The following is a 25445-nucleotide window of genomic DNA, read 5'->3' on the forward strand; positions in this document are numbered from 1 at the left end:
CTAGTCTTTAAAAATTAATGATGCAAACTGCTGTAAGTCCCTTCTCCAGGTAAGCCATTCGTGCGCTGTTTGTGGAGATTCATAATATACATGCTTAATACCCTGCTTATCTAACATAGCCCTGAATGCACCAACGGATCCCGGAAATGGATTGGGTTCTTTAGTGCCAAGCCCAAGAAAAAATATCTTCACCTGTTTGTTGAATGCTGTCCCGTCTCTAAATTTTCCATCCATGAATGTGGCAGGATCAATGGCTTCGGCTGAAGGGTAATTTGCAGTACCACTGAATCCGCCGAAGAAAGAAAACTTGTCCAGGTTATTCATAAGGATGCGTACAGTTTGATTAGCCCCCATCGAAAGGCCTGCGATTGCCCTGTGTTCACGGTTGGTAATCGTTCTAAATTTGGTATCTATCATCGGGATAATTTCATTCACCATCACTTTTTCAAATGTTCCGAAAGAAGGCATTCTTTTGTTTGCAGCTGCTGTATCCTGTGGCGTATATGCATAACCGTTATCCATTACAATTATCATCGGAACAGCTTTTTTATCAGCGACGAGGTTATCAAGAATTAAGTTGGCTTTTCCCTGGGTTGCCCATCCTGTTTCATCTTCAAAGCTGCCATGCTGCAGGTATAAAACCGGGTAGCGAGTTTTGCTGTTTTCGGTATATCCGGCAGGCGTATACACAAAGCACCGCCGCCAGGCATTGGTAATTTTGGAGAAATAAATGTTTTCACTCAACAGCCCATGGCGTACATCTTTCAGTGCAAAAAAATCCTGGTCAGTGGCTGGAATTTCAATACCACTTCCCCAGCGGCCGGCACCATAAAAATAAAGACTTCCGGGATCGGGCACAGAAGCGCCATCAATATTCAATTGATAATAATGAAAGCCTTCATCCTGCGGCATGGATTCACCCGTCCACACACCGTTTTCATCTTTTACCATGTCATACTTTTTGCCACCAATATCAAGCTGAACCTTGAGTGCCTGTGGTGCTGCAATGCTTGCCCTCACCTTTCCGCCGGCAGTCACTTGTGGATATTTTTTGCCCGGCTGGTTGGTAGAGGCAGGTTTAAAGTCATCGGCATCCATGCCATTGCCGGCTTGCGCTATACAGTAGTGACTAAAAAAAGTCACCGCAAGCATTGTGAGTGTGTGTTTGTACTTCATCTAACAGTTTTACAACCAATTAAAATTAACAGGAGTTTTTTTACTTAAACAGAAGTGGCGCAAGTTCATGCAGGCTTCTTCTCCAGGTAAGAAATTCATGAGCAGTATTTTCTGAGATATAAGACACGGCGTTGATGCCTGCTTCTTTCAAAGATTGTACTGAGCTTTTTACGGCATCAGGTCTCTCCTTGCTTCCGCAACTAAGAAAAATCAATTTTACTTTTGATTTATCCTTTATTTCTTCGGGCGTGTAAGTGCCGCCGCTAAGCAGCCCGTAATAAGCAAACACATCCGGCTTATTTAAAGTAATGGTATGGGTTTCCATGCCACCCATTGACAAGCCTGCCATTGCACGGTTTTCCCGGTTAGCCATTGTGCGGAAGTTTGCATCCACGTAAGGAACGAGTTCATCCAGCAATACTGTTTGAAACGGTACAATACTGAACTCTTTCATATGCCCCCATTTCACTTCATTGGTCATGCCATAAGTCATTACAATAATGAAAGGTTTTATTTTGCCTTCGGCGATAAGGTTATCCATAATTAAATTCGCATGCCCCTGGTTGCTCCATGCCGTTTCGTCTTCTCCCCAGCCATGCTGCAGGTATAAAACAGGGTATTTTTTTCCTTTGTCTTTCTCATAACCTGGTGGCGTGTATACAAATGCACGCCGTGATGTTTTGGTACTTGCAGAAGGAAACAATACCTGCTGAACATTACCATGCGGAACATCTTTCAATGCATAAAAATCCTGGTCATGTGCCGGAATTTCTATGCCGCTTTCCCAACGAACGGAACCATAAAAATTCAATGCGCCGGGATCATTAAACTTTCCTCCATCAATGTTCACGTTGTAGTAATGAAAGCCTTCATCCATTGGTCCCTCAGTTGTACCCATCCAGGAACTATCTGCCGCTCTCATAAGTTTTGTACCCCCTCTTCCACCGAGCCCAAGACTTACTTTCAGGCTGTCTGCGGAGGGTGCTATTATTTTGAATCTTGCATACCCTTGTGAATTTACCTGCGGATATTCCTGTCCCGGCTGGTTGAGGGTGGAAGGCTTAAAATCTTCTGTTACTGTTGACTGGGCTGCACAACTTCCCCCAAGCAATGCAGTTGCAACAACTATGACCAATGTTTTGCGATTCGCTTTAGCTACTTCCCTAACTGTAGCAGATGCAAGCCTGCTGATTGCGTGCGGTAAAAAACCGGTGGAGATAATTCTTTTCATATTTGGCATTCGTTTTTATGTAATCAGGTATGTTTTTTAAGAAGCTATTATTTATATTTTCAGCGTTTTTAAACACTGAGAATCTGTTTCAAATTTTATTTTGCCAGCAAGGTGTACACCTGTCCGGCGGTGGTTGGTAAATCATACTCAAAAGTTATGGCTAAAGCTGGCGGCGTAATAATTGCTTTTCCCGCGACCACCGGATCAGGTATTTTTTCTGTTTGGTAGAAAGTATTTGGATTTTCACCAATGGCTTTCTTCAATACTACTCCATGCGCTGTCATTGTGTTTGGCAAGCGCAAACGAAGATTACCTCCCAGCGTTGATTTGATGATTGCTTTTACTAATTTGCCATCTTTCCATTTCATGTCAACCAATTCAAATCCTCCTCTTGCCTTCAAGCCACTAATACTTCCACCTGCCAGCCAAACATCCGGTAATGCGGGCAGAAGACTTAACAGTCCATCATCACTTTGCATCAGCATTTCTGTGATCCCCGACGTGCATCCAAAATTCCCATCAATTTGAAAAGGCGGATGAGCATCAAATAAATTATTGTAAGTGCCACCACCACCTTCATTGGTACCCACTGGTGTAAGTTGGCTTTGTATCAGTTTATAGGCATGATTGCCGTCGAGCATTTTTGCCCACCAGTTTACTTTCCAACCCATGCTCCAGCCGGTAGAGACATCTCCACGCTGCAGCAAGGTATTTTTTGCGGCGCTGTATAGTGATGGTGTGCGGTAAGGTGAAATTTGGTTAGATGGAAACAAGCCGTATAAGTGTGAAATATGCCGGTGATGATCTTTTGGATCATCAATATCGTCTAACCATTCCTGCAGCTGCCCAAACTGACCTATGTGCATCGGCGATAAACGACTTCTTTTTTGGGCGAGCGTATCCATCAAAGCTTTGTCTTTCTTTAAGATACCGGCGGCTTTAATGGTGTTACTAAAAACATCAAAAATGAGTTGATTGGTCATGGTAACGCCGGCGTCCAGCGATGAACCCTGGTGGGCGGCCGGCGCATTTTCCGGCGACATGTCGGGGCAAATTACCAGCCAGTGATACCGGGGATGTTCTATTAAAAAATCAGCGTAAAAAAGTGCAGCCTCTTTCATTACGGGATAAACATCAACTAAAAATTTTTTATCACCGGTGTACAGATAATGATCCCATAAATGCATAACACCCCATCCGCCGCCATTGATCCATGCACCCCAAAAAGCGCCATCCACAGCTCCTGTGGCCCGCCATATGTCTGTGTTGTGGTGCGCCATCCAGCCTCTTGTCCCGTACATATCCCGGGCAGTTTGTTTTCCTGTAACAGCCATTTCCTTTACCATCTGCATAAATGGCCCGTGCAATGCTGAAAGATTTGTTTTTTCTGCAGGCCAGTAATTCATTTCTGCATTGATGTTGATGGTGTATTTGCTATCCCACGGCGGATAAACTTTATTATTCCAAATGCCCTGCAGGTTGGCAGGCTGGCCGCCGGGTTGCGAAGAAGAAATCAACAGGTACCGGCCATATTGATAGTAGAGTGTTACCAACTCTGGATCATTGGTTGTATTGAAATTTTTTAACCGCTCATTTGTTGGAAGCTTTGCGGCCTCCGTGTTTCCTAAATTCAGTTTTACCCGGTTAAAATAGTTTTGGTAGGCAGCAATGTGTTGTTGTAAAATTTGAGCGAATGATTTGGTAACTGCTTTTACAAGATATCTCCGGGCCCTGGTGTCTTCGTCACCATTCAGCGTATGATAATCGACAAAATTGGTCGCAATTGAAATATACACTGTTACAGCATCCGCATTTTTTATAATCACAGCAGTATCCGTAGCAGTGATGCTTCCTCCTTTCGTTTTAAACTGTACCAGGCCTTTATAATGTATACTACCCTTCACCCCTTCATGATCGATACCGGTACCTGAAAAAGTTAACAGTGATTGACCGGCGGTTTTAGTAATAGTATTTGGCAGCGGTGTAGAATAAAAAGAAGTAAATGAAATACTGTGAGGCTTATCTGCCGTTAATTCTATTGCAATTACCTGGTCAGCAAAAGACGCAACTGCTTTCCTTATATAGGTAACCCCTCCGGCCTTATACGTGGTGGTAGCAACAGCTTTCTCAATATCCAGTTCCCTGGTATAATTTGTATAATTGTCAACCCCATCAAATACCAGGTGTAATTCACCAGCAGGTAAATACATTTGCCCCTGGGATTTTTTACTGATGATAACCCGGTTAGCCAATTGTTCCGCATCTTTTTGCTTACCTGCAAATATCAGTTGCCGGATTTCGGCTAACGAATCCAGCGCTAACGGATTGTCATTCCGGTTCGGGCTTCCACTCCACAAGGTGTGTTCGTTTAACTGCACTGTTTCAGTATCCACATTTCCATAAACCATAGCGCCCAACCTGCCATTGCCGATGGGTAGAGCGTTTTCCCAGGTTTTACCCGAAGGAGTATTATACCACAATTTCAATGCAGGCTTTTGCTGGGCAGAACAAAAACTGCCGGCACAGAGTATTAACAGAAACAGACTTTTATTCATTCATATACTATTTGAAACAGTGTTATTAAAAGTATGTTTGACATTTATTTTAAAAGTCAAATTTTTTTCCTCTTTTTGACAGGATGCCTAAGTCACCTGATTATAAATTTTACTGGTGCTGCTTAGGAAACACGTACAACAAAAAATATGAAAATCATGTGCCGGCGGGGCAATTGTTTATCATGTATCAGTGCTTGAATTAACGGTATCAACACAGCCGCCATGTTATTATTGGCAATCGTCTTTTTAATTTTTATGGCAAAAGGTTACTACAGTTTTATTTACTTATAGTAATTTAGACTACAAGTTATTTTAAATTTTTAATCTGCTAAAATTTATTTTTTCCACACCGGTTGTTGAAATGCAGAGCAATCCTGTCAAATAACGGGTGGGTGTGGTTTGCGTGTTGCATACAAATCCTCTTCGCAGGGAGGAAGAGGTTTATAAAAATTGTACTTTGCAAGAGCTTTTTTTACCAATTAAAATTGACAAGTTGAAATTATCTGATGAAATTATTGATGCACTGTCTATCGATTGCGTTGTCTTCGGATTTAAAGACTCATCACTTTCAGTCCTATTGGTAAAGCATGGAGAGGGCATCACTAAAGGTCAATGGGCCTTGCCTGGCGGGTGGATAAAATACAACGAAAGCCTTGATAAGGCAGCTTACAGAATATTAACTTCACAAACAGCTGTTCAAAATATCTACCTGGAACAATTCCATGTTTTTGGCGAAGTCAATCGTTTTCCGGTTAAACGCGTGATTACAGTTTGCTATTATGCTTTGGTAAACATTGAAAAATTTGAATTGCATGCGGGCCCAACTGTATCGGATGTAGTTTGGTTTAATGTAAACAAAGTGCCAAAAATGAGTTTTGATCACAATACAATTTTTACAAAGTGCTTTTCTCATCTGCAACACAAAGTGCAACATGAACCAATAGGATTTAACCTGCTGCCCAAAAAATTCACGCTGCTGCAATTGCAGGAATTATATGAAGCCATACTGGAAAAAAAACTGGATAAGCCCAATTTCAGAAGAAAAATGATTAAGATGAACCTGCTGGTTTCTTCAAGTGAAAAACAAAAGGATGTTTCGCACAGAGCTGCAAAATTATTCAGGTTTGATAAGAAGGTATATGACCGGCTGATTGAAAAGGGCTTTTCATTTGAAATTTAACCTGCCTTGTATTTGAGTTTAATCCATACAATTGCGAAGTTTAAACGGTTCCGCCATTTTCATTAAGCTGATCCCCGCAAAAAAATGCTGCCATCACTTCATGTGATGGCAGCATGCAATGATTTTACAACAACAGTTTACGAACTGACCGGTACCGGCTTTTGTACAACATATTTGTTAATCAAAAAATAACCGCCAAACAGCAGGGCGCTAAATATTATTGTAGCATACAAACTGCCGCGGTAAAACGGAGTTGCTTCTGCATAACAATGCAGCAACCCTGCCATTGTTTTGGGATAAGGCTGATTGGCAATATCAAGACCGCCACCGATCCAAACTGCAAAGTTGCTTAAGATGAAATACATGGTAGTACCAGCAAAAGCACCAGTTAAAATTTGAACCGGTTTTGTTTGCTGAATGGCAAATCCAATAACAGTTAATCCAATAAACAAAATATAATTGACTGCCTGCCCGCTGTAAAAACCAGGCGTAGCCGAAATGCGGAATTTAAACAACACTTCATACAGAATATCTGACACCAGCATGGAAAAAAGTGGCAACAGAAATGAATACTTTTTATCCTTCACAATACTGCCAGCAAACAATGCCATGGCTATTTGCGGTGCAAAACCAAGTGGTCTTCCAGGCAAAATCCTGTATAAGGAAGCCATTAATACCAGCAACACAAAACTGATTACAATTGACGGGTCTTTTTTCATGTACATTTTTTAACAGCCACAAAAATAAGTAATAATATCAGCAAGGCAATATTTTGAAAAAACCTTTTGCCTGCGACAGATAAATTATATTTGAATATGGCAAAGCATAACCATACCGGGCTTGCGGGCGAAACGCTGGGCGCCGCTTATTTACAGAACGCAGGTTACCTTGTACTGGAAAAAAACTGGCGTCATAGCCACTGGGAGGTTGATATAATAGCTTCCAAAACGGATACCCTTCATTTTATTGAAATTAAAACGCGACGCACAAAAAAATTCGGGTTGCCCGAAGAAAGAGTAGGCAGAAAGAAAATAGAAAACCTGATCAACGCGGCGGAACAATACCTTTACCTGCAGCCTCAATGGAAACGCATTCAATTCGACATCCTATCCATCCTGATATTAAACAATGAGCCAGCAGAGTATTTTTTTATTGAGGATGTTTACCTGTAGGAAAGCCGTTCTTCGCAAGCGCCTGCATCGTTTCTACCCATTTAAAAGTAGCCGGACAATACTGTATATTTTGCCGGTGCACATGTAAATAACTGGTCACTCTTTTTTTGGTAAGATGTGGAAAGCCTGCACAATCGGCGGGGCGCACCGGGTAGATGGAACATTTATAATCGCTCATATTAAAAAACTGGCAGGGTTGCTTCTTATTCTGCCAGTCCTTGTCTTTCTTATCAAACAACAGCCATTTTTCTTTAAAGGCGGCAGGTGTCATTTCCAGGTGGGCCGATATTCTTTTAACATCTGAAGGCGTAAAAGTAGGTGTCATTTTTTTACAGCAGTTGCCGCAACTCAGGCAGTCTATCTGCTGCCATACTTCCTTATCCGCGTAATCTGCCATTGCATGCAAACTTTTGGGCGGCTTGTTTTCAAGCCTGGTTAAAAACGAACGCATTGATTTTTTATAGGCCAATACCTTTTTGCGGAAGCTGCGAAGATTTACTGTCATTATTGATTTAATATTGCTGTAGTAAAAACGAAATTAGGGAAACAATTTAAAAATCCACCTTCCAAAAAATCAACATTGTCTGACAACAAAACCACGATGTGGCAGCCGTATAAAAGAGGCTTTAAAGCGTACCTGCAATTAGAAAAATCGCTGAGCGATCACTCGGTGGAGGCCTACCTGCACGATATTGAAAAACTCACTACCTGGTTATCTGTTACCGGGCATTTGCTGTCTCCCGATCAGGTCACATTGAAAGACCTTGAACAATTCGTCCGCTGGATCAGTGAACTGGGTATGACGGCGGGTTCGCAAGCCAGGATCGTTTCCGGACTGAAAAGTTTTTTTAAATATTGCCTGATGGAACAGATCATTACCGTTGATCCATCCTATTTACTGGAGTCACCTAAGCTAAAAAGAACCCTGCCGGATATATTGAGTTTTGAAGAGATTGAAAACATTATTGGTCAGCTGGATTTGAGCAAACCCGAAGGTGGCCGTAACAAGGCAATACTTGAAACCCTTTACAGCTGCGGATTGCGTGTTAGTGAACTGGTTAACTTACGCATCAGCTGCCTTTACCTGGATGTGGGTTTTATACGGGTGATTGGAAAAGGAGACAAAGAACGATTGGTACCAATAGGAAGTGATGCCATAAAATACATCAATATTTACCGCAATGATATCAGGGTGCATATTGCTGTTAAACCGGGTAATGATGACATTTTATTTTTAAACCGACGAGGCTCGAAGCTCAGCAGGGTAATGATTTTTTTGATTATAAAAGAACTGACCAAACTGGCGGGTATTACAAAAACAATTTCACCACATACCTTCCGCCATTCATTTGCCACGCATCTTGTAGAAGGCGGTGCCGACCTTCGCGCCGTACAGGAAATGCTGGGTCATGAAAGCATCACCACCACAGAAATTTATACGCATCTCGACAGGGAATTTTTACGGACCACATTGCAACAGTTTCATCCGGCGTTTAAATAAGTTATAAGTTTTAAGTTGTAGGTTATAAGTTCAAGTTCACTGATTCCAGGTGTCTGCTTTTTGCTTTTTGTTTTACGCCTTCGGCTTTCTGCCTTCAGCTTAATTCTTCAAAATCGTAAACTCTACTCTCCTGTTCAGCTGCCTGTTTTCGTCTGTATCATTTGGTACCACTGGTTTCGATTCACCGTAACCATGCGACACAATCCTTGTTGGAGAAATGCCTTTGGATAAAATATAATCCATTGCAGATTTCGCCCTGTTATCACTCAGTTTAAAATTATATTCATCACTGCCACGACTGTCCGTATGTGCGCTCATTTCTATTTCAAGAGCCGGGTTGTCTTCCATCATTTTTACTACCCTGTCCAGTTCAACAAAAGATTCAGGCCGTAAAAACCATTTATCAAAATCAAAATAAACGTTGTTCAGTCTTACAACAGCACCCACTTCAATTGGTACCAGGTACAAATCTTTATGAATTTCTTTGTAGCCTTGTTTTACGAGCGAATCCAGGTTAAAATTTTCTGAGATAGCAAAAAAGTGATCAGCCTGTGCCCTGATTAAATAATTTTTATCGTAAGGCAATACCATCTTGAAAGCGCCATCGGCCGCATTGCTGATACCATTGCCTGCTACAGTACCATCTGGCAATGTTTCATATACCAGCGAAGCACTCAACGGTTTGCCTGTTTTTTTGTTGTATACATTGCCGCTGACCAAAATAACCGGGTCCGGCTTTTCTCTTTCCAATAATTTAATTCGCACAATATCGCTTTCACCATAGCTGTGCAAATCGGTACTCATGTAGGCATATTCTCCACCGGCATCCATGGTAAAAAAGGTATCCATATCATCGGTATTAATCGGGCTGCCAAGGTTTACAGGTTCGCTCCATTTTTGCCAGCTGTCATCCAGCCGTTTACTCATCCAGATATCCATATACCCCAATCCGCCCGGACGGTTGCTGCTGAAATATAACGTTACGCCATCCGGTGCCAGGTAGGGAGTGGTTTGATTAAACTTTTTCATGTTGATCTTCCTGCCCAGGTTTTTGGGTTCCGACCAGGTGCTGTCTTTTAGTAAAAAACTTACATAGATCTCATTATTTAATCCGCCACTTTCTTCCGTCATGTAAAACAGCAAGGTGCGACCGTTGTTACCCATTACCGCACCGTTTTGCCGGCCGCGGTCGTATTTTGCATAGTTCCTGATACGCAGCATTTCCGGCTTGCTCCAGTATCCCTCTTTTGTTAAATAACACATGCTTACGCCATTGCCAAAATAGTCGCCGTTGATAAAAGCGTTGCGTATCAAAATCTGGTTGTTGTCGGGAGAAATCCAAAAAACCGCATTGTAATAATAGCTGTTCAGCGGATAACCCAGGTGTACTGCCGGGCTCCATTTGCCCATGCTATCCTTTTCAGAAAACCATATATCCTGGGAATTGCGGACTTCATTGAACTTGGTATTTTGCGGATGATTCTGGCAGATAAAAAAAAGCAGGTTACCATCAGCAGAAATCGTGGGCCTTAACTCTGGTAAGTCGGTATTGATATTGGTACCAAGGTTTTCAATTTTAATGACTGTTTCGGGGGTTATCACAAGGTCTTTCTGCTCTTTCAGCACGCCCAGTGAATCACTGTATACCGCAGGCTGAGCTGCAACAGAGAGCATACAATACATCACCATTAATGAGAGTATCAATTTTTTCACGGTACCGGATTTGTTTGAGAACGAAAAATCCGGGTTTATATTTTGAACAGCCCGGATTTTTACAAAGCCTTTACTGGCACTGTGTAAAAATTCAAAGTTTCATACAAAAAATTAATCAATTATGTCTTATGTGTAATACATGTATAAACAACAAAGAGCCACCTGTTGCGATGGCTCTTTGCTGTTTTATCTTTTAAAAATGTGCTTGGTTAAACGTTCAGAATCAGTGTTTAAATTGAAAATTAAATGAAATAATATTTGAATTTAAATCCGTTGTTTGAGTATAGTGTCCGTATCTTATTTCCAGTGAACTCAATGCCGATTTCCATAAACCACCCGGTGGCGCAATGTGTAATCCTACACCGTAATAGGCACTGTTAAAGGCAGAATAAGCATAGTTACTGGTGTAGTAAGTATCACTTGTTGCATGCTTTTGATAGGGAGCAAAGTATGTTGAAGCGGTTTGCGTATAATACCTGTAAAACGGCGACACAGAAAAGAAAGGCGATATTTTAACCGGTATTTCAAGGCTTGCGGTATGTGCTTTAATGCCCCAGTCGTCTGTAAAATAACGATAGTAAGATCTGATGATTACTTTATCACCGGCAAAATAATTTAACCTGAAACCAATAGGCAACTTGTACCGTTGAACAGGTAAATTTTCAACATGCACTGTTCCGTCAGACAGATATACCCTGTGGAATGGCAGCGACAAATAACCGTTCTGTCCTACTACATCCATCAGCAATGCCGCCTGCATATTTTTATTGATCACCTGTGTATAGGCCAGCGACCCCGTGTAGGTATACCTTGGTGATGAAGGAATCGCTGCCCTGCCACCTTCTTCGTCATAAGAGCCGCCACCGCCACCGCTCGCCGATGTAACAGTTGTTACCACAGTTGTAGTTGCAGGAATTAATTCAGAAGGATAGATCAGTTTAACCTTGTCAAAATAAGCACTTGCCTTTCCGCTCAGTTCGCCTCCTTTGCCAATTTTGCGGGAGTAACTTGCATCCAGTGCAAAAGAATGATAATTATATTCAGCAGAGTAATAAGCGCCAAAACCAAATGTGCTACCCTTTTTATTTTCTACTGAAAAATCAATTGAAGGATACACTCTTGATCCGCCGGTTTTTGATGCACCGGTTTTATTTACGTAAGCAGATGAGGCAGAACTATGATGATCAAATCCCAAACCGGTTGTAAGTGTATATTTATGTCCTTTCACATCAGCGCCTGTAAACTTTAACTCAAGACCGTTGGAAAGATCGGTTACCTTTTCCGTACCGATGCCGCCAGTTACCGCACTGTGATTTCCATTCTGATTATAATAACTGGAAACTATGTTTGTTTCTTCCAGGTGAAGCGGTTTATCTACATATTCCACTGTTTCTTCTTTAGCCGCGTGAGCAGCCGTATCTTTTGTTACCGCCTGGCTAAACGCATTTAGTAATAGCAGGTAGAGACCTATTACAGTTAAGCATACTTTTTTCATGAATTGTCTGTTGGTTCTTTGATTAAATTAATTGCATCCGCATCCGCCGCCGGTTTTACCACCATTGGCTCCGGATGCTGCTTCGCGGTAGGATTGAAAGTTCTGTTCTGTTTTTTCAATCTTCCTGGCGGACAATCCCATTTCGGCGTCATTTAATTTATTTTTCTGGTATTCCTTTACAGTCGTACAGGAAGTTGCTCCTGCTATAAATAAGACTGCCAGCACAATACAGGTTATGGACTTTTTTTTCATGGTGATTTGTTAATGAATATGAATGTTTGCTGAAGTATATACTTTATCGTGATCGTCTACAATAATTGCTTCTATATCTTTTATCTGGTTGATCATTCCCAGGCCTGCTTTAATGCCCATAATGGTCACGGGTGTCGCCATGGCATCTGCTATCTCTGCGTTTTTTGTAATAATCGTTACACTTTTTATTCCCGTAACAGGCAGACCGGTTCTTGGATTGATGGTGTGTGAATATTTTTTACCATCCACCACAATGTACTTTTCATAATTGCCGGAAGTAGCTACTGCAAGACCCGTTATTTTTATAAATGAAAATACCTGGCCTGAATTATTGGGATCTGCAATACCAATCGTCCATTCTTCCCCATCCGGCTGTAATCCCCATGCGGTAAGGTCTCCCGAAGCATTTACAATACCGCTTTCCACACCTTGTTCCACCATCACCTTTTTTGCCATTTCCGCCGCATACCCTTTTCCTATACCTCCAAAACCAATTCTTGTTCCCTTCTCTTTTAAAAAAACTGTTCCTGCTTCTTTATCTAACATGATATTTCTGTAGTTGATCAGCTTTACCATTTGCCTTGCTGTTTCTTTATCAGGCAAGGCGTTCATTGTGGTATCGAAATTCCACAAACTCTTATCTATAGATCCATAGGTAATGTCAAATGCACCCTGTGTCAGGCCGGATATTTTCAACGATCTTTCAATTAACTGAAAAGTTTCTTCGCTAACCTTAACCGGTTCCAGGCCTGCGTTACGGTTAATCAAATTGGTTTCACTGCCCTCATCAAAAGTGGTTAATAATTTCTCTATCCTCTTTATTTCAGCAATGCCGGCATCAATTCTTTGAATGGCCCAGTCTTCGTTAACCGCTACCACGCTTAGCTCAAACTGGTTGCCCATTAATTTGGCACGAACTTTAAAAACCTGTTTTGGATGCATGAAATTATTTGTCCTGGTCTATTGCAAACTGCACTTCTTCTGTAAATTCTTCCGGTGTAGAACTGGGCAAGCCTTCCCATTGTTTTACAATTTTTCCGTTTTCATTTAACAATAAGGTGAGCGGAAAATTTCCTTTGGAATTATATTGATCGGCCAATGCATCATTTATTTTTTGCTGCTCTTTCGATAATTGATTTTTTTTCATCCTGGGGAAATCTGCATTCACTAATACGAGATTGCCTGTTGCGAATTTCTGAAAGGCATCACTCCCTAAAATTTCTTTGTGCAGTCTTATACAGGGACCGCACCAGTCTGATCCCGAGAAATTAAGTAGAATATGTTTGTGTTCTTTTTTTGCAGTTGTCTTTGCTTCATCCAAATTGTAATGCCAATTGATGAATGACATGGAGGTAATTGCTACTGCCAGCAACAAGATTGCTTTTTTCATAAATAATTATTTGTACTAAAAGTGTCGAAAAACAAGCGCTCAAATTTTTTACTCGCTTTCCAGAGAAAAGTCATTTTAAAAAGTAAATTTAATTTTAATACCTGTTAAGAACAGGTTAATCCAATTTTATTAGGTATGATGACAAGGCTAAGGAGATGGTTGGGTAAAGGTGCATTTATTTTTATGCCTGGCGGTTTACATGGTAGTCAAATCACTATATTTTGCGGACACACTAACCGGATAAAATTTTAGTCTTCATCTTTTGCAATAAAAACAGCTACAACAAAGCGGCAATGCTGCCCGGCTAAAAGAAGTTGTTAAATAAATGTGAACAAGTTGGCTGCAATAAAAACGCTTCACAGGCCGTTATCATTTTACTCGCAGCCCACGTGCAGTAACGATTGTACTTGTGTAAAAGTTTCTTTAAATTTTTTTCGTATCAACAATTAATTAACGGCAGGTATATCCGCCATTATTTAAATGCCCGGTTTAAGTTATTTGATTGTTATCAGTCAATTAACTGGTGCAGGTATTCTGTGATAAATTTATGTTTGCTAAAAAATATGTCCCTTACATGATCAACCGAAAGTTTTGCCCATTGCTGGTTATCCTCTTTTTTTTATTATCAGCAGCCGATGTCCGTTCTCAAAATATGATTCTTCCCAACGCTTATGCGCACAATGACTATTGGCATAGAAGGCCGCTGCTGGATGCGCTGGACAATGGTTTCACCTATGTGGAAGCGGATGTGTATTTAAAGAATGGCAAATTAATAGTGACCCATATTCTGCCCTATTTTAAAAATAAAAGAACGCTGGAAGAATTGTACTTTAAACCGCTGTTAAACTATGTAAATACAAATGCCCAAAATGCGAACCCTGTCAATTGTCCGCTTACGTTAATGATTGACATCAAAACGGACGCCGATAAGACTTATAAAGTACTTGCCCAACTGTTGCAAAAATACAGGTCCATTTTATCTGGTTACAAAAACGGCGAACTTATCATGCGGAATGTATCTGTTGTATTGACAGGGCATAAACCATATAATTTGCTTTCGGGCGAAGAAGAACGACTGGCTTTTTTAGATGAAGATCTTACACGTGCCGGACAAGATTCTACAAACAATATGTATACAGTCGCCAGTTGCAAATACTCAAGCCTTGTAAAATGGAAAGGCAAAGGCAAGATTTCCGAAAACGATATACAGCGTCTGGAATACTTTGTTTTGCAGGCGCATAAAAATGGCAGAAAGGTTCGTTTATGGGGTTCGCCTGATAAAGTAAAAGTGTGGAGCGAATTGCTGAAATGCAATGTGGACCTTATTAATACCGACCGGATAAATGCACTGCGTGCTTTTTTAACCGGTGAAATGTCGGCGGTAGCAAAAAAATCATAGCTAATAATTTCCTTTTTTTATAACAATAGTATATTCCAAAGCCAGCTAATTATTTTGTTATACGGCTATTAAAAATGGACCTTTCATTTTGTGTTGGATTTGTTGTAACCTAAACCCTCCTACTAGTTTACGTCAAAATAAATAATTTGCTCTCCCGGCCTTCCATCGTTGCTTAACCCTTCTATCACGATGGCGTATTTTCCCTTCACATCGGAAGTGTAAAAAGTTGTTTGCAATTTTCCTTTCGAGTCTGTCTTTAGTTCCGGGCTCCAAAGCAACAGGCTTCTGAAATCCGGCATCCGGCTTTGCTGCTGCGCAGAAGTTGCATAGACCGGAGAATAAAATTCGCGTTGCAGTTGCAGTCCTTCATAATTGATGATGGTAGCCCTTGGATCAATTTCGAATCCATCCAGATCACCCTTGTAAGTGGTAAGATTGATGATGCCGGTAAAAGAATTATCTCTCAAGAAATATTTACTGGTCAACACATCCAGCTTCCTTATTTTAAGGGGATCATAACTCATTATTTTATCAATATTGAACACCGGTAACCCATCCAGCAGCACAAGTGGCTGGGTTAAAAAATATGCCTGGCCTCCTGTATTCATAACCGGCAGACTAAATTTACCGCCAGGTTTTCTAACATTCACTTCTAAAACATATTCCCTGAAAACCTCTTCCAGTGTGGTAAAACGCACATAATTATCCAACAGGTAAGATGCGTTCGGCCTGGAGTAAAAAGCAGTTGTATCCGGCAGTTTTGCTGAAGAACGATTTAACTGATTATACACATACGCATTTTGAACCTGTGTCGAAATATATCTTTTTAAAACAGCGTCGTTGCGGTCCATATGTGACAAGTCAGCAAGTTTTTTTCCGGAATACGTATTTATAAATGGCGTATCTATTTCAAAGCGGTAGCCACTGTCTTTTTCATTATTGGTCTGAACAATAATGTCGCCATCACTATACAAATTTTTCATGTCGAATTTGATGTTGCCAATTGAATCCGTTATCGCCGTTTGAAATTGTGTTATCAAACCAGGCACCGTTAAATAGGCTGCAATTTCTTTTACCGGCAAGCCGGCACGTGAGGGTACAATTTTGCCGGTAACAATGTGTCCATACACTTCCGGTAAAAATTGAAATAACTGTTTTTTATTCTCTGCCAGTTGATTCCATTTAAATTTTCTCCAGCCCTGGGTTAGCATTAAATTATCTGCTGCCACAATATCTTCATTGTCAGAAAAATAATACCCGGGCGACTCTATCGTACCTGCAACATCGGCGCTGAGCAACAGGTAATTGGATATGCTGCACTCGTCGGTAGTTATCAGCGAATCTATTTTATATACAGCCATTGACATGTTGGCCGAGACAGCCTCGCCGCTTTCTTTGGCAGAGCTAACGCCAACCCTTATTCTTTTTCGTATGCCGGCGGATGCCTGGTCGGTTGATGCCGTAATCTGTATTTTTTGAAGTGGTTTTTTAAAATACAGCCGCTCACAAACCGGCTGCTGTGCACTATTGAAAACAGTCAGCTGAGATATGCCATCACCCAGCACTGAGTCGGGAATAGAAAAATCGGTTTCACCTTTTTCAAGAATGCTGCTCAGCATTTTTTTTACAGCATAGCGGGTATGAACAAAAAGAAAAACCGGGTAACCATTGGCTGGTTCAGTTGTTTGCACCTTAATTTGTATCTCCCCGTGCGCAGCCCTTTCCAGCCGCATGTTATAGCCTGTTTCTTGGGCCACAGGCAACATAACAATTTGTTGCTGACCATCAGGCAATTTAATCAGGGCCTTGTATTGCGTACCTGTCCAGGGAGTAAAAATAAAACTGCCCATACCAAATCTGGCTGGTTTAAAATGAGCAATGGTATCCCCCTGGTTGGTAAGCAGCAAGCCTTCAAAAGGTACGCCTTTACCAAAGCGATTGTTTACTTTAAATCCAACCTTACTTTCCAGTCCGTTAACAAGATATCCGCCTTCCGGAAAAAAGCCAACGTCATACAATTCCCTACCAGAATATTTACTTTCTTCTGCACTCTTCTGAGGGTTGATGATAGAAACTGTTTTTTCAAAGAAACAATCAGCCCCGTAATTTTTCATCCAGTTGGTATAAGCTCTTATTTTATAATTACCTGTCAGCATAGTAGCAGGAAGATAAAGCGAGCCATCGCCAAATCCTTTTTCAAGCGCTATTTTTGCCTGGAGAACAGGCCGGTTATTTTTATCCAGCATTTCAACGTATGCCACCTTGCTTAATCCGGCCGGCTGGTGGTTATAGCCATCCACATTGTACATTTTAAACCAGCAGATTTCACCCGCCAGGTAAGCAGCTTTGTCAGTATGCACATATATTTTTTCCTGGAAATTATTTTGCTGCCACAAATTAAACCGGCTTTCAATCCATTGAGTTGGCGGAGCCTGGGAGCTTGCTGCCGCAGATAGCAGGGCACCGCAAATAAATAGAAATAATTGTCGCATAAAATAGCAATTTCCCGATTTTAAAACCCGTGAAGAAAAAATAGGTAACATCATAACAGTCGGTGGTTTAAGGCCAGTAATCAGGTTTTATGTTGGTGCCGGTTAAAGTGCAGTCAACGCAATGCGGAGCAGCTACTTTAAATTTCGCTATTTCGCCAAACGGAGTCATTAGTGTCGGATACATGGGTAAGGTACCCCTGGCGTTCATTTGAATCGAATCAGGATTATTTACTACTTCAACAGCAACACATCCTGCATTGTAATTCCAGTTGGGCAATTCTGCATTTTTGATAAATATTCTTTTTTCCGTCGGCCTGCTAATGTTGAAAAAGCCTATGGCAGGTAATGATGGATTGCTTATACAATGAATATTTCCATTTAATTCAGAAGGCTGCGCATCGAAAACAGAACCCACGGATTCAGTATTTTTTTTCATTCGCTCCAGGAATTGATACCCCTCCCTGCTCCAGGCATATTGCCTTACCAACACCGAGTACAGCACGCTCATTTTCTGCGAACCGGTGACAACCTCCGTAAAAGGTAAATGAATTACATCTTGCGTCAGCTTTGCTGAAGACCCCAGCAGTATATTGCTGGACGCCTCAGATTGCCAGCAAATACTGATCTCGGGGTCACTGGCATCCCGGTAAGCTACCGTAACAAGCGTACTACCATTTGGGCCGGAAGGCGGGTCCCATTTTAAAGAGGCTGAAAAAGCAGAGTGAAATTCCCAGGTTTCTTTAAATTCCCACTGATAGTAGCGGGTGTTATTATTATCATCATGCGTGTCAACAAACAGTTTTACACCATTCTCGTCTCTTTCCCACTGAATATTATCTATTAGCGGGTTGTACCTTGGTCTCACAAAATCTGACTGATAAGTTTCGCTGTTTTGAGTATTAATTTTCAGCCGGTAGCCTGTTGAAGTGTTCAAATTGAGGTTGCCGGAATACATACCAATACCGTTTTCATACAGGGGATAACTGTTGCCTGCGCTATCTTCCAGCAAAACAACTGCTCCTTGCTCCATAAGTTTGCTGGTATCTTTCAAACCAGCTGTACGGGATAAACGAATATTAGTTTGTCCTCCGTCTCCATCAACAACACCTTCAATTACAAGGTAGCCCGTAGCAACCTTTGGTGCCGGTGAATCAAATTTTTCCTTACATCCCGCAACAAATACAACGATTAGTAACAGCAGTATTTTATTCATTTAAAAAAGTTTATTCCAACAAATTATTTGACAGCCCGGTAAATTTTATAGTATTACTATAGACTTTCATTTTCAAAAATTAACAGGCCTGCGCAGGCGCATCCCTTCAACTAAAACCTGATATTAAAATTTATAAATGGTATGGCGCTTCCAAAAATGGAAAGTTTATAACCATTGACTGCCCCATTTTCAGATACATAATACACAGAATATGGATTTTTTCTGCCGGTTAAATTATACACACCCAACGTCCAGGAATTGTGCGTTACCTGGTGAACTTTATGGTTGCCATCAATGTTCATTGAAAAATCTGCACGGAAGTAATCAGGTATCCTGAACTCGTTGCGGTCGGCATACAAAGTGCGGTTGGAGCCTGCAAAATAAAACACACCTACTGGCAATGTAATAGGCCTTCCGGTACTATAAGTTGCATTCAGCGAAAGGCTGAAACGATGATTGACACGGTAATTGCCAATTAAAGTAACATCATGCGGCTTATCATAATTGGCCGGGTAAAAGTTGCCCTTATTAATTAATTCACCGGCCGCAAGGTCATCTTGTTTTAATAATACCCTCGACCAGGTGTAACTGAACCAGCCGTTTATTTTACCGGTTAATTTTTTAACCAAAAATTCCACGCCGTAGGCCTTTCCCTTTGTACCAATTACATCTGTTTCCAGGTGATGATTCATCACCAGGTTACCCCCGCTTTTATAATCCAGGTAGTTGCTTATTTTTTTATAGTAAACTTCCAGCGAAGTTTCGATGGTATTGGCTTTTGAGTTTTTATACAGGCCAAAAGAAAGCTGGCCTCCCTGCTGCGGCCTGATAGAGACGTCACTCAATTTCCAGATATCGGTTGGCGCCATCGATGCCGTGTTTGACAGCATATGAATATATTGCCGCTGGGTATTGAATGCAGCCTTTAAAGAAAAGCTAGGTGTAAAAGCATATCGTGCAGACAAACGGTATTCAGGGGCTGCATAAGTTTTAATGATCTTGCCTTTATCATAAAACTTACTGCCTGTTTGGTTGTCTGTTGTTACTGGCAGCCCTTCAGCATAAGTGTTAACTGTTTTAGGTCCTAAAAACTGGTAAAAAGAAAATCTTATTCCGCCTTCAAGTGTAAATGCACTGGTGATATTGTATTTATCATTCAGATAAATTGCACTCTCCAATGCTTTTTCCCTTTCTACCTGGTCAGGTGATACAAGAGAATTTTTTCCATCGGGGTTAAAGTATCCCGGGTTCAATTTGTAATAAATTGAATTGAATCCAAAGTCAATGGTATGGCGGTTATCAAGGTAATAGTTAAAATGTGTTTTAAAGTACGTTTGATGAATATCAAAGCCCATTTTATAAGCGCTTAAGGGCAATATACTGCTGCCGATATTATAGGTATATTCATCAGTTCCGCCGGTTACAACACTATTCAATTTGTTGTTAAACACGTGTTTCCACTTCACGGAAAAATTTTGGTTTTTATAGCCGTAAGTTGTATCGCTGTTTAAGTTAAAACGGTCTTTGCTGTAGTAGCCGGTAAAATAAAGTGTATTTTTTTTATCAAGTTCATGCGTTATCGAAAGATTCAAATCATAAAAACCCGCTTTACTGTTTTTATACTGATCGGGTAACAGGTTTAATAACCAGTTGGCGTAGGTGGACCTGGCTCCGAGGATAAACGAGGTCTTATCTTTTATCAACGGGCCTTCTAAATTAAACCGGCTGGTGAGCAAGCCAATACCTGCGCTTCCGGTTAATTGTTTTTTATTCCCTTCCCTTCCGTTTATATTTAATACAGAGGATAACCTTCCTCCGTACCTGGCGGGAATACTGCTTTTGTACAGCTCCACATCCTTTACCACTTCAGGATTGAAGGCCGAAAACATACCAAAAAAATGGGACGGATTGTAAATGGTAGCATCATTGAATAATATAAGATTCTGGTCTGTTGAACCTCCTCTTACATTTAAACCTGTACTGGCTTCCCCCACAGTTTTAACGCCGGGTAATGTTGTTACCACCCTTAGTATATCCGCTTCTCCAAAAATTACAGGAACCTGCTTGATAGTTTTTATATCAATTTTCTGTAAGCCCATCTGAACGCTTCTTACATTGTTTAATTTTTGAGAAGAGATAACAACATTTTTAATGGTTAAGATGGTACTCTGCATGTCAATATTCAGTTTGCCATCGTTGTATAAATGTACCTGGCGCCTGGTATCCTTCATCCCAAGACTTTGTATATTGATAACATGCCTGCCCCTGGGTAATGAAAACGAAAAGTAACCGTACTGATCCGTTACAAGTGACGGACCGGTTTGATCTGCCTGTAAATATGCTCCCACCACCGGTTCGCCTGTTTTTGCATCGGTTATAGTACCAGCAATGATTGCATTAGGTGCAGCTGTAGGTGCAAGCTTGTCACCTATATCGTACACTTTATTTTCCAGCGTTGTTTTAATGTTATCCTTATCCCTTTTTTGCAAACCATTCAAGTCCACTCCTCTGCCATTTTTTTCATCTGTATTGAAAGGTGCAAATGCAGTTTCGATATTTTTATCTTTTAACAGAAAAGCATACCCTTCTTCAGTAATTGTATAGCGAAGACCTGTATTAGACAAAGCCTGGTCCAGCACTTTGAACAATGGCTGCTGTTGAACGTGCAATGTGATTGTAATGCTGTCTGCCTGGGTTGTATCATAATAAAAATGCAATGGCGTTTGAGTTTCAATTGCAAGCACGAATTGCTCCAATGATGCGCTATCCAGGTTTACCGTTACATCAGGATATGTTTTTTTTTGAGCGAGGGTTTGCACGCAGCTAAAAAAAACGAACAGTAGTGTTAAAATAATTGATCCCTTTTTTTTCATCTTATTTTATTAAGCTATCGTAAAAGGCTATTGATTGGGTAAGCGTATTTTGCTTATCTTTTTTAAAGTTCAGACCGTGCTGTTTTATAAAACTTTTCACTTCTTTTTTCCGGTCACTCAACAATTTATATAAATCACTTTTACTTTTTATTATAAAATAACGGTCTGCCCTTTTCAGATAGTAATAATCTGATTCTTCAATATAAGTGAGCAACTCAGTTATTGCAGAGGAGTTTTGCTGGATGGTTTTGATTTCCTTTTTAAATAAACCAATTTTTCCATTGTATAAACGATTGTAGAAACCGCTGCTGACAAGATTCATACTGAGACTGTCTTTTGTTATTTTTATAAAATCAGAACCGTAAAAGTGAAACCAATCAATTTTCGGTTTTAACAACTGTATTTTGTCTGCATAATAGTTTATCACCAGTTCATCGGTGATTTCATTATACCGCATCAATACATTGTCGAATTGTACACCATCATAAAATACTGATCCGGAGGCAGGAGCAGGTGTGCCGAAATACGGATCACCTTCATTGAATTTATATGGATATTCTGTATAGAGGCTACCGTTAGTTAAGGCCCGCTGATCTCCAAAAGCCTGGTGATAAACTTCCCTGGCGTTATGCAGCGCAGCTGTGTAAAATGTATTAACGGAATCCGAATGTTGTGCAGTAATTTTTTGTAGGGAGGAAAAGAAAAAACAAATGCCCGAAAGCAATGCAATCAACAATTTTTTTGAAGTCATACAGTCAGGCTTGGTAATGGAAGTTAGGTATCGTTAGAAATGTCTTTAAAATTAAGGGTTTAAATTGTAAATGCGTCCGGCAAGCAAATAAATTTGCACCAGTCATCATCCGGTTTACCGACTTTATCTTTCAATATTTTTATTTTCATTGTCTGCAGCTATAACTATAATTCAATAACTTTCCGAACGGCTGCACAAATAATTTTGTTGCCGGAAAATTCATCAGCATCTAATAAAATCATAGTACCTATACCATGTCAAATCGCATAAAAGACATTTTTTTCGGTTTTATCTTTCTGATGTGTTCAATTGCACTGCAGGCACAAAAAAATATCGATGACCTTCTACCGGTAAGGGCCTTTTGCATTTCAGCACCCAAGCCTGTCAATGTTGAAAGGTTTGTACAATTCATCAACGAAGACCTTGCTGTTAATAAAATAAATACACTTGTTTTAAGGGTTGATTTTAATTACCAGTTCAAAAGCCATCCCGAACTGCAGGATTCAAGTGCATTGTCTGAAGAAGATGTAAGACAGCTGGTAACGGCTTGTAAAAACAACCACATCCATTTAATTCCCCAGATCAATTTGCTGGGGCATCAATCATGGGCAGGAGCCGTAAATAAACTACTGAGAGTGTATCCTGAATTCGATGAAACACCCACTGTGCAAATGCCGGTGGTATACGGCTGGCCTAACCCTGATAGCCTGTACTGTAAAAGCTATTGCCCTTTGCATCCATCAGTTCATAAAATTGTATTTGATCTTGTAGACGAAATCTGTACAGTATTTGAAGCGACAGCATTTCATGCGGGGATGGATGAAGTTTTTTACCTGGGTGATTACCGCTGTCCCCGCTGCGCCGGAAAAGACAAAGCTGTTTTATTTGCCGGGGAGGTGAATACCATCCGCAATCACCTGGCTGAGAAAAAAAGAAAACTATGGATTTGGGGCGACCGGCTCATTGATGGAAAAAGCACGGGTATTGGCGAGTGGGAAGGAAGCTTTAACAATACACAAAGCGCTGTACGCCTCATCAGCAAAGACATAGTTATTTGCGACTGGCATTACGACAAAGCGGAACAGACGGCTGTTTATTTCGCCAATAATAAGTTAGCTGTGGTTACCTCCACCTGGCGCAACCCTGCTGTTGCTGCCACCCAGGTACGGGACATGGTACGTTACAGGCGTACGGCAAAACCTGCAGTAAAAAAATTATACCAGGGCGTAATGCAGACTATCTGGTCAAATTCCAATTCGTTTATTGATGATTATGAATCGGTAAAATTATCCGGTATACAAACTGATACAACGCAAGCCAACTGCTTTAAAACTATGCTGAACGAGATAAAAGTTATCAGTGAAACACCATGATTAATTTGTACCAGATGACATATAAGCTTTCTGAAATTTATTAAAGTGGGTACACGCTGGCGGCAGTTGTTCATTTATACAATGACTTTCTAAAAATAAAAAAGAGCACGTTTCTTGCATCTGTGTTTTTGAAACTATAATTTAGCTTTCCATTATTATTTTTCTCCTCAACACTCACTTAACCACTGCCGAAGCCCATCCGGCACCACAAAATATTTTTCTATAAACCCGTTTGTCAGTTGCAGATACTCGTAACGTCCTGTTCGTCCATATTTTTTGAAGATCAGCTTGCTGATTCTCCTTCCTGTTTTTACTACCGGCTAACCGCTGGATACCGCAGAAAATTAGCGTTACCATTGATTATGTAATCAACATGCCGCATAGTGGCATATAACAAAATTTTCAACAATTTAAAAGGCGAATTATGAAAAGATTTTTTTTGGGACAAATGGCGGCAGTCATTGCTATCGCTCTGTTCCTTACATCCTGCAAAAAAACAACTACGGATGTAGTTACTGCAAACGCTGATAACGCATACCAGCTACAGGAAAAAGATGAAACTGCTTTGTGGATTGACAACGCAACAGCAACGGAAAAGAAAAACCACGAAACAGTACGCATTTTTGCCACCGGTTTAAACAATCCCAGGGGGTTAAAATTTAGCCCCAATGGCCGGCTCTATGTTGCTGAAGGCGGCACTGGCGCAGGGACTTATTCTTCCATTGGCCAGTGCGACCAGGTGCCATTTCCCGTTGGCCCTTACCTGGGCGGTACAACAGGCGGCCGCATTTCAAAAATCAACTGGAAAGGCGAACGAACAACAGTTACCGATCAGTTACCCTCCAGCCATGCCAATGAAATAATTGGCGGTGATGTGGAAGGCGTAGGCGATGTGACCTTTATTGGCAACACATTGTATGCAGTGCTGGCAGGTGCCGGTTGTTCGCATGGTGTTCCCTCCATTCCAAACCAGGTTATAAAAGTAGGATGGAATGGCCAGTGGACAACGGTGGCTAATTTAAGCGACTGGTTAAAAGCCCATCCTGTTCAAAATCCGGAAGAGGATGATTTTGAACCAGACGGTACGCCATACAGCATGATTGATGTAAACAACAATTTGTATATTATGGAACCCAACCATGGCGACTTTATAAAAGTAACCACCGCTGGTGCAATAAGTCGCGTAGCAGACATTTCTGCAAGCCAGGGCCACATTGTGCCCACAGCGCTTACCTGGTATCATGGTAATTTTTATTCCGGCAACCTTCATCCGTTTCCTGTTGTACCTGGAAGTTCCAGCATTTATAAAATTACTCCCGCCGGAAATGTATCTGTATTTGCAACCGGATTTACTACCGTGCTGGGTGTAGCGATTGATAAAAATGGCAACCTGTATGTGCTGGAAAATACGACTGTCAGCGGTATGGGACCAACTCCCAATACAGGAAAAATTATCAGGGTAGATCACTCCGGCAACCGTGAGGAAATTGCTACCGGCCTTAATTTGCCAACCGCCATGACTTTTGGCCCGGATGGAAAATTATATGTGTCAAATGTCGGCTTCGGGCCGGCAGCGATTGGTGGCGGACAAATATTGCAGGTGAGTGTTAAAAAACATGGAGATGATGACTGACATCACATCAGCCAAAACAACTCATTGATATTGTTTTCAGGAGATA

Annotated in this window: 20 protein-coding genes; 6 read left to right on the forward strand and 14 right to left on the reverse strand. The window is 40.9% G+C overall.

Annotated features, from left to right (window positions below):
* The 3 genes from JWR61_RS11355 to JWR61_RS11365 form a co-directional block, all read right to left on the reverse strand.
* Complete coding sequence (locus JWR61_RS11355) at window positions 1–1176, reverse strand: alpha/beta hydrolase-fold protein (RefSeq protein ID WP_301927926.1); 1176 nt, start codon at window positions 1174–1176, stop codon at window positions 1–3.
* A 40-nt stretch (window positions 1177–1216) separates the two neighbouring features.
* A complete protein-coding gene (locus JWR61_RS11360) occupies window positions 1217–2407 on the reverse strand; it encodes an esterase family protein (protein ID WP_301927927.1) in 1191 nt (396 codons plus the stop codon).
* A gap of 95 nt (window positions 2408–2502) precedes the next feature.
* Entirely contained in the window at window positions 2503–4962 is a 2460-nt protein-coding gene (locus JWR61_RS11365) for a glycoside hydrolase family 95 protein (protein ID WP_301927928.1), read from the reverse strand.
* 493 nt (window positions 4963–5455) lie between these two features.
* On the opposite strand from JWR61_RS11365, the gene JWR61_RS11370 reads away from it, so the two are divergent.
* The gene (locus JWR61_RS11370; RefSeq protein WP_301927929.1) at window positions 5456–6142 is read left to right on the forward strand and encodes an NUDIX domain-containing protein; all 687 of its coding nucleotides are present in this window, start codon (window positions 5456–5458) and stop codon (window positions 6140–6142) included.
* 137 nt (window positions 6143–6279) lie between these two features.
* Here the strand turns inward: JWR61_RS11370 and JWR61_RS11375 are convergent, their stop codons facing one another.
* The gene (locus tag JWR61_RS11375) at window positions 6280–6861 is read right to left on the reverse strand and encodes a DUF6580 family putative transport protein (RefSeq protein ID WP_301927930.1); all 582 of its coding nucleotides are present in this window, start codon (window positions 6859–6861) and stop codon (window positions 6280–6282) included.
* 96 nt (window positions 6862–6957) lie between these two features.
* Between JWR61_RS11375 and JWR61_RS11380 the strand changes: the two genes are divergently transcribed.
* Window positions 6958–7314 (forward strand): YraN family protein, encoded by a 357-nt coding sequence (locus JWR61_RS11380; protein ID WP_301927931.1) that lies wholly within the window; start codon window positions 6958–6960, stop codon window positions 7312–7314.
* Here JWR61_RS11380 and JWR61_RS11385 read toward each other — a convergent pair.
* Window positions 7292–7819 (reverse strand): YkgJ family cysteine cluster protein, encoded by a 528-nt coding sequence (locus JWR61_RS11385; protein ID WP_290336365.1) that lies wholly within the window; start codon window positions 7817–7819, stop codon window positions 7292–7294. The genes JWR61_RS11380 and JWR61_RS11385 overlap by 23 nt on opposite strands.
* Window positions 7820–7894: 75 nt before the next feature.
* On the opposite strand from JWR61_RS11385, the gene xerD reads away from it, so the two are divergent.
* Entirely contained in the window at window positions 7895–8815 is a 921-nt protein-coding gene (gene xerD / locus JWR61_RS11390; protein ID WP_301927932.1) for a site-specific tyrosine recombinase XerD, read from the forward strand.
* Window positions 8816–8914: 99 nt separating this feature from the next.
* Here the strand turns inward: xerD and JWR61_RS11395 are convergent, their stop codons facing one another.
* The 5 genes from JWR61_RS11395 to JWR61_RS11415 all read right to left on the reverse strand — a co-directional run bounded on the left by JWR61_RS11395 (window position 8915) and on the right by JWR61_RS11415 (window position 13665).
* Window positions 8915–10528: an OmpA family protein gene (locus tag JWR61_RS11395; protein ID WP_301927933.1), complete on the reverse strand. Its 1614-nt coding sequence runs from the start codon at window positions 10526–10528 to the stop codon at window positions 8915–8917.
* Between the two features lie 223 nt (window positions 10529–10751).
* A complete protein-coding gene (locus tag JWR61_RS11400) occupies window positions 10752–12023 on the reverse strand; it encodes a DUF3570 domain-containing protein (protein WP_301927934.1) in 1272 nt (423 codons plus the stop codon).
* 27 nt (window positions 12024–12050) lie between these two features.
* Window positions 12051–12275, reverse strand: a complete 225-nt coding sequence (locus tag JWR61_RS11405) for a DUF4266 domain-containing protein (RefSeq protein ID WP_301927935.1) — start codon at window positions 12273–12275, stop codon at window positions 12051–12053.
* A 9-nt stretch (window positions 12276–12284) separates the two neighbouring features.
* Window positions 12285–13217 (reverse strand): FAD:protein FMN transferase, encoded by a 933-nt coding sequence (locus JWR61_RS11410; RefSeq protein WP_301927936.1) that lies wholly within the window; start codon window positions 13215–13217, stop codon window positions 12285–12287.
* Between the two features lie 4 nt (window positions 13218–13221).
* Window positions 13222–13665: a thioredoxin family protein gene (locus tag JWR61_RS11415; protein WP_301927937.1), complete on the reverse strand. Its 444-nt coding sequence runs from the start codon at window positions 13663–13665 to the stop codon at window positions 13222–13224.
* Between the two features lie 574 nt (window positions 13666–14239).
* Between JWR61_RS11415 and JWR61_RS11420 the strand changes: the two genes are divergently transcribed.
* A complete protein-coding gene (locus JWR61_RS11420) occupies window positions 14240–15064 on the forward strand; it encodes a phosphatidylinositol-specific phospholipase C/glycerophosphodiester phosphodiesterase family protein (RefSeq protein ID WP_301927938.1) in 825 nt (274 codons plus the stop codon).
* A gap of 122 nt (window positions 15065–15186) precedes the next feature.
* Here the strand turns inward: JWR61_RS11420 and JWR61_RS11425 are convergent, their stop codons facing one another.
* From JWR61_RS11425 to JWR61_RS11440, 4 genes are all read right to left on the reverse strand, one after another.
* Window positions 15187–17556 carry a hypothetical protein gene (locus JWR61_RS11425; RefSeq protein WP_301927939.1) on the reverse strand — a complete coding sequence of 790 codons (2370 nt, stop codon included), beginning with the start codon at window positions 17554–17556 and terminating at the stop codon, window positions 15187–15189.
* A 67-nt stretch (window positions 17557–17623) separates the two neighbouring features.
* Entirely contained in the window at window positions 17624–18769 is a 1146-nt protein-coding gene (locus tag JWR61_RS11430; RefSeq protein WP_301927940.1) for a DUF4249 domain-containing protein, read from the reverse strand.
* A 110-nt stretch (window positions 18770–18879) separates the two neighbouring features.
* Complete coding sequence (locus tag JWR61_RS11435; protein ID WP_301927941.1) at window positions 18880–21642, reverse strand: TonB-dependent receptor; 2763 nt, start codon at window positions 21640–21642, stop codon at window positions 18880–18882.
* A 1-nt stretch (window position 21643) separates the two neighbouring features.
* A complete protein-coding gene (locus JWR61_RS11440) occupies window positions 21644–22393 on the reverse strand; it encodes a hypothetical protein (protein WP_301927942.1) in 750 nt (249 codons plus the stop codon).
* A gap of 254 nt (window positions 22394–22647) precedes the next feature.
* On the opposite strand from JWR61_RS11440, the gene JWR61_RS11445 reads away from it, so the two are divergent.
* Both JWR61_RS11445 and JWR61_RS11450 read left to right on the forward strand, forming a co-directional pair.
* The gene (locus tag JWR61_RS11445) at window positions 22648–23766 is read left to right on the forward strand and encodes a family 20 glycosylhydrolase (protein WP_301927943.1); all 1119 of its coding nucleotides are present in this window, start codon (window positions 22648–22650) and stop codon (window positions 23764–23766) included.
* A gap of 424 nt (window positions 23767–24190) precedes the next feature.
* Entirely contained in the window at window positions 24191–25399 is a 1209-nt protein-coding gene (locus JWR61_RS11450; protein ID WP_301927944.1) for a ScyD/ScyE family protein, read from the forward strand.
* Window positions 25400–25445: the final 46 nt, after the last annotated feature.

Origin of the sequence: Ferruginibacter sp. (assembly GCF_028288465.1) — a bacterium.
Taxonomy (GTDB): domain Bacteria; phylum Bacteroidota; class Bacteroidia; order Chitinophagales; family Chitinophagaceae; genus Ferruginibacter.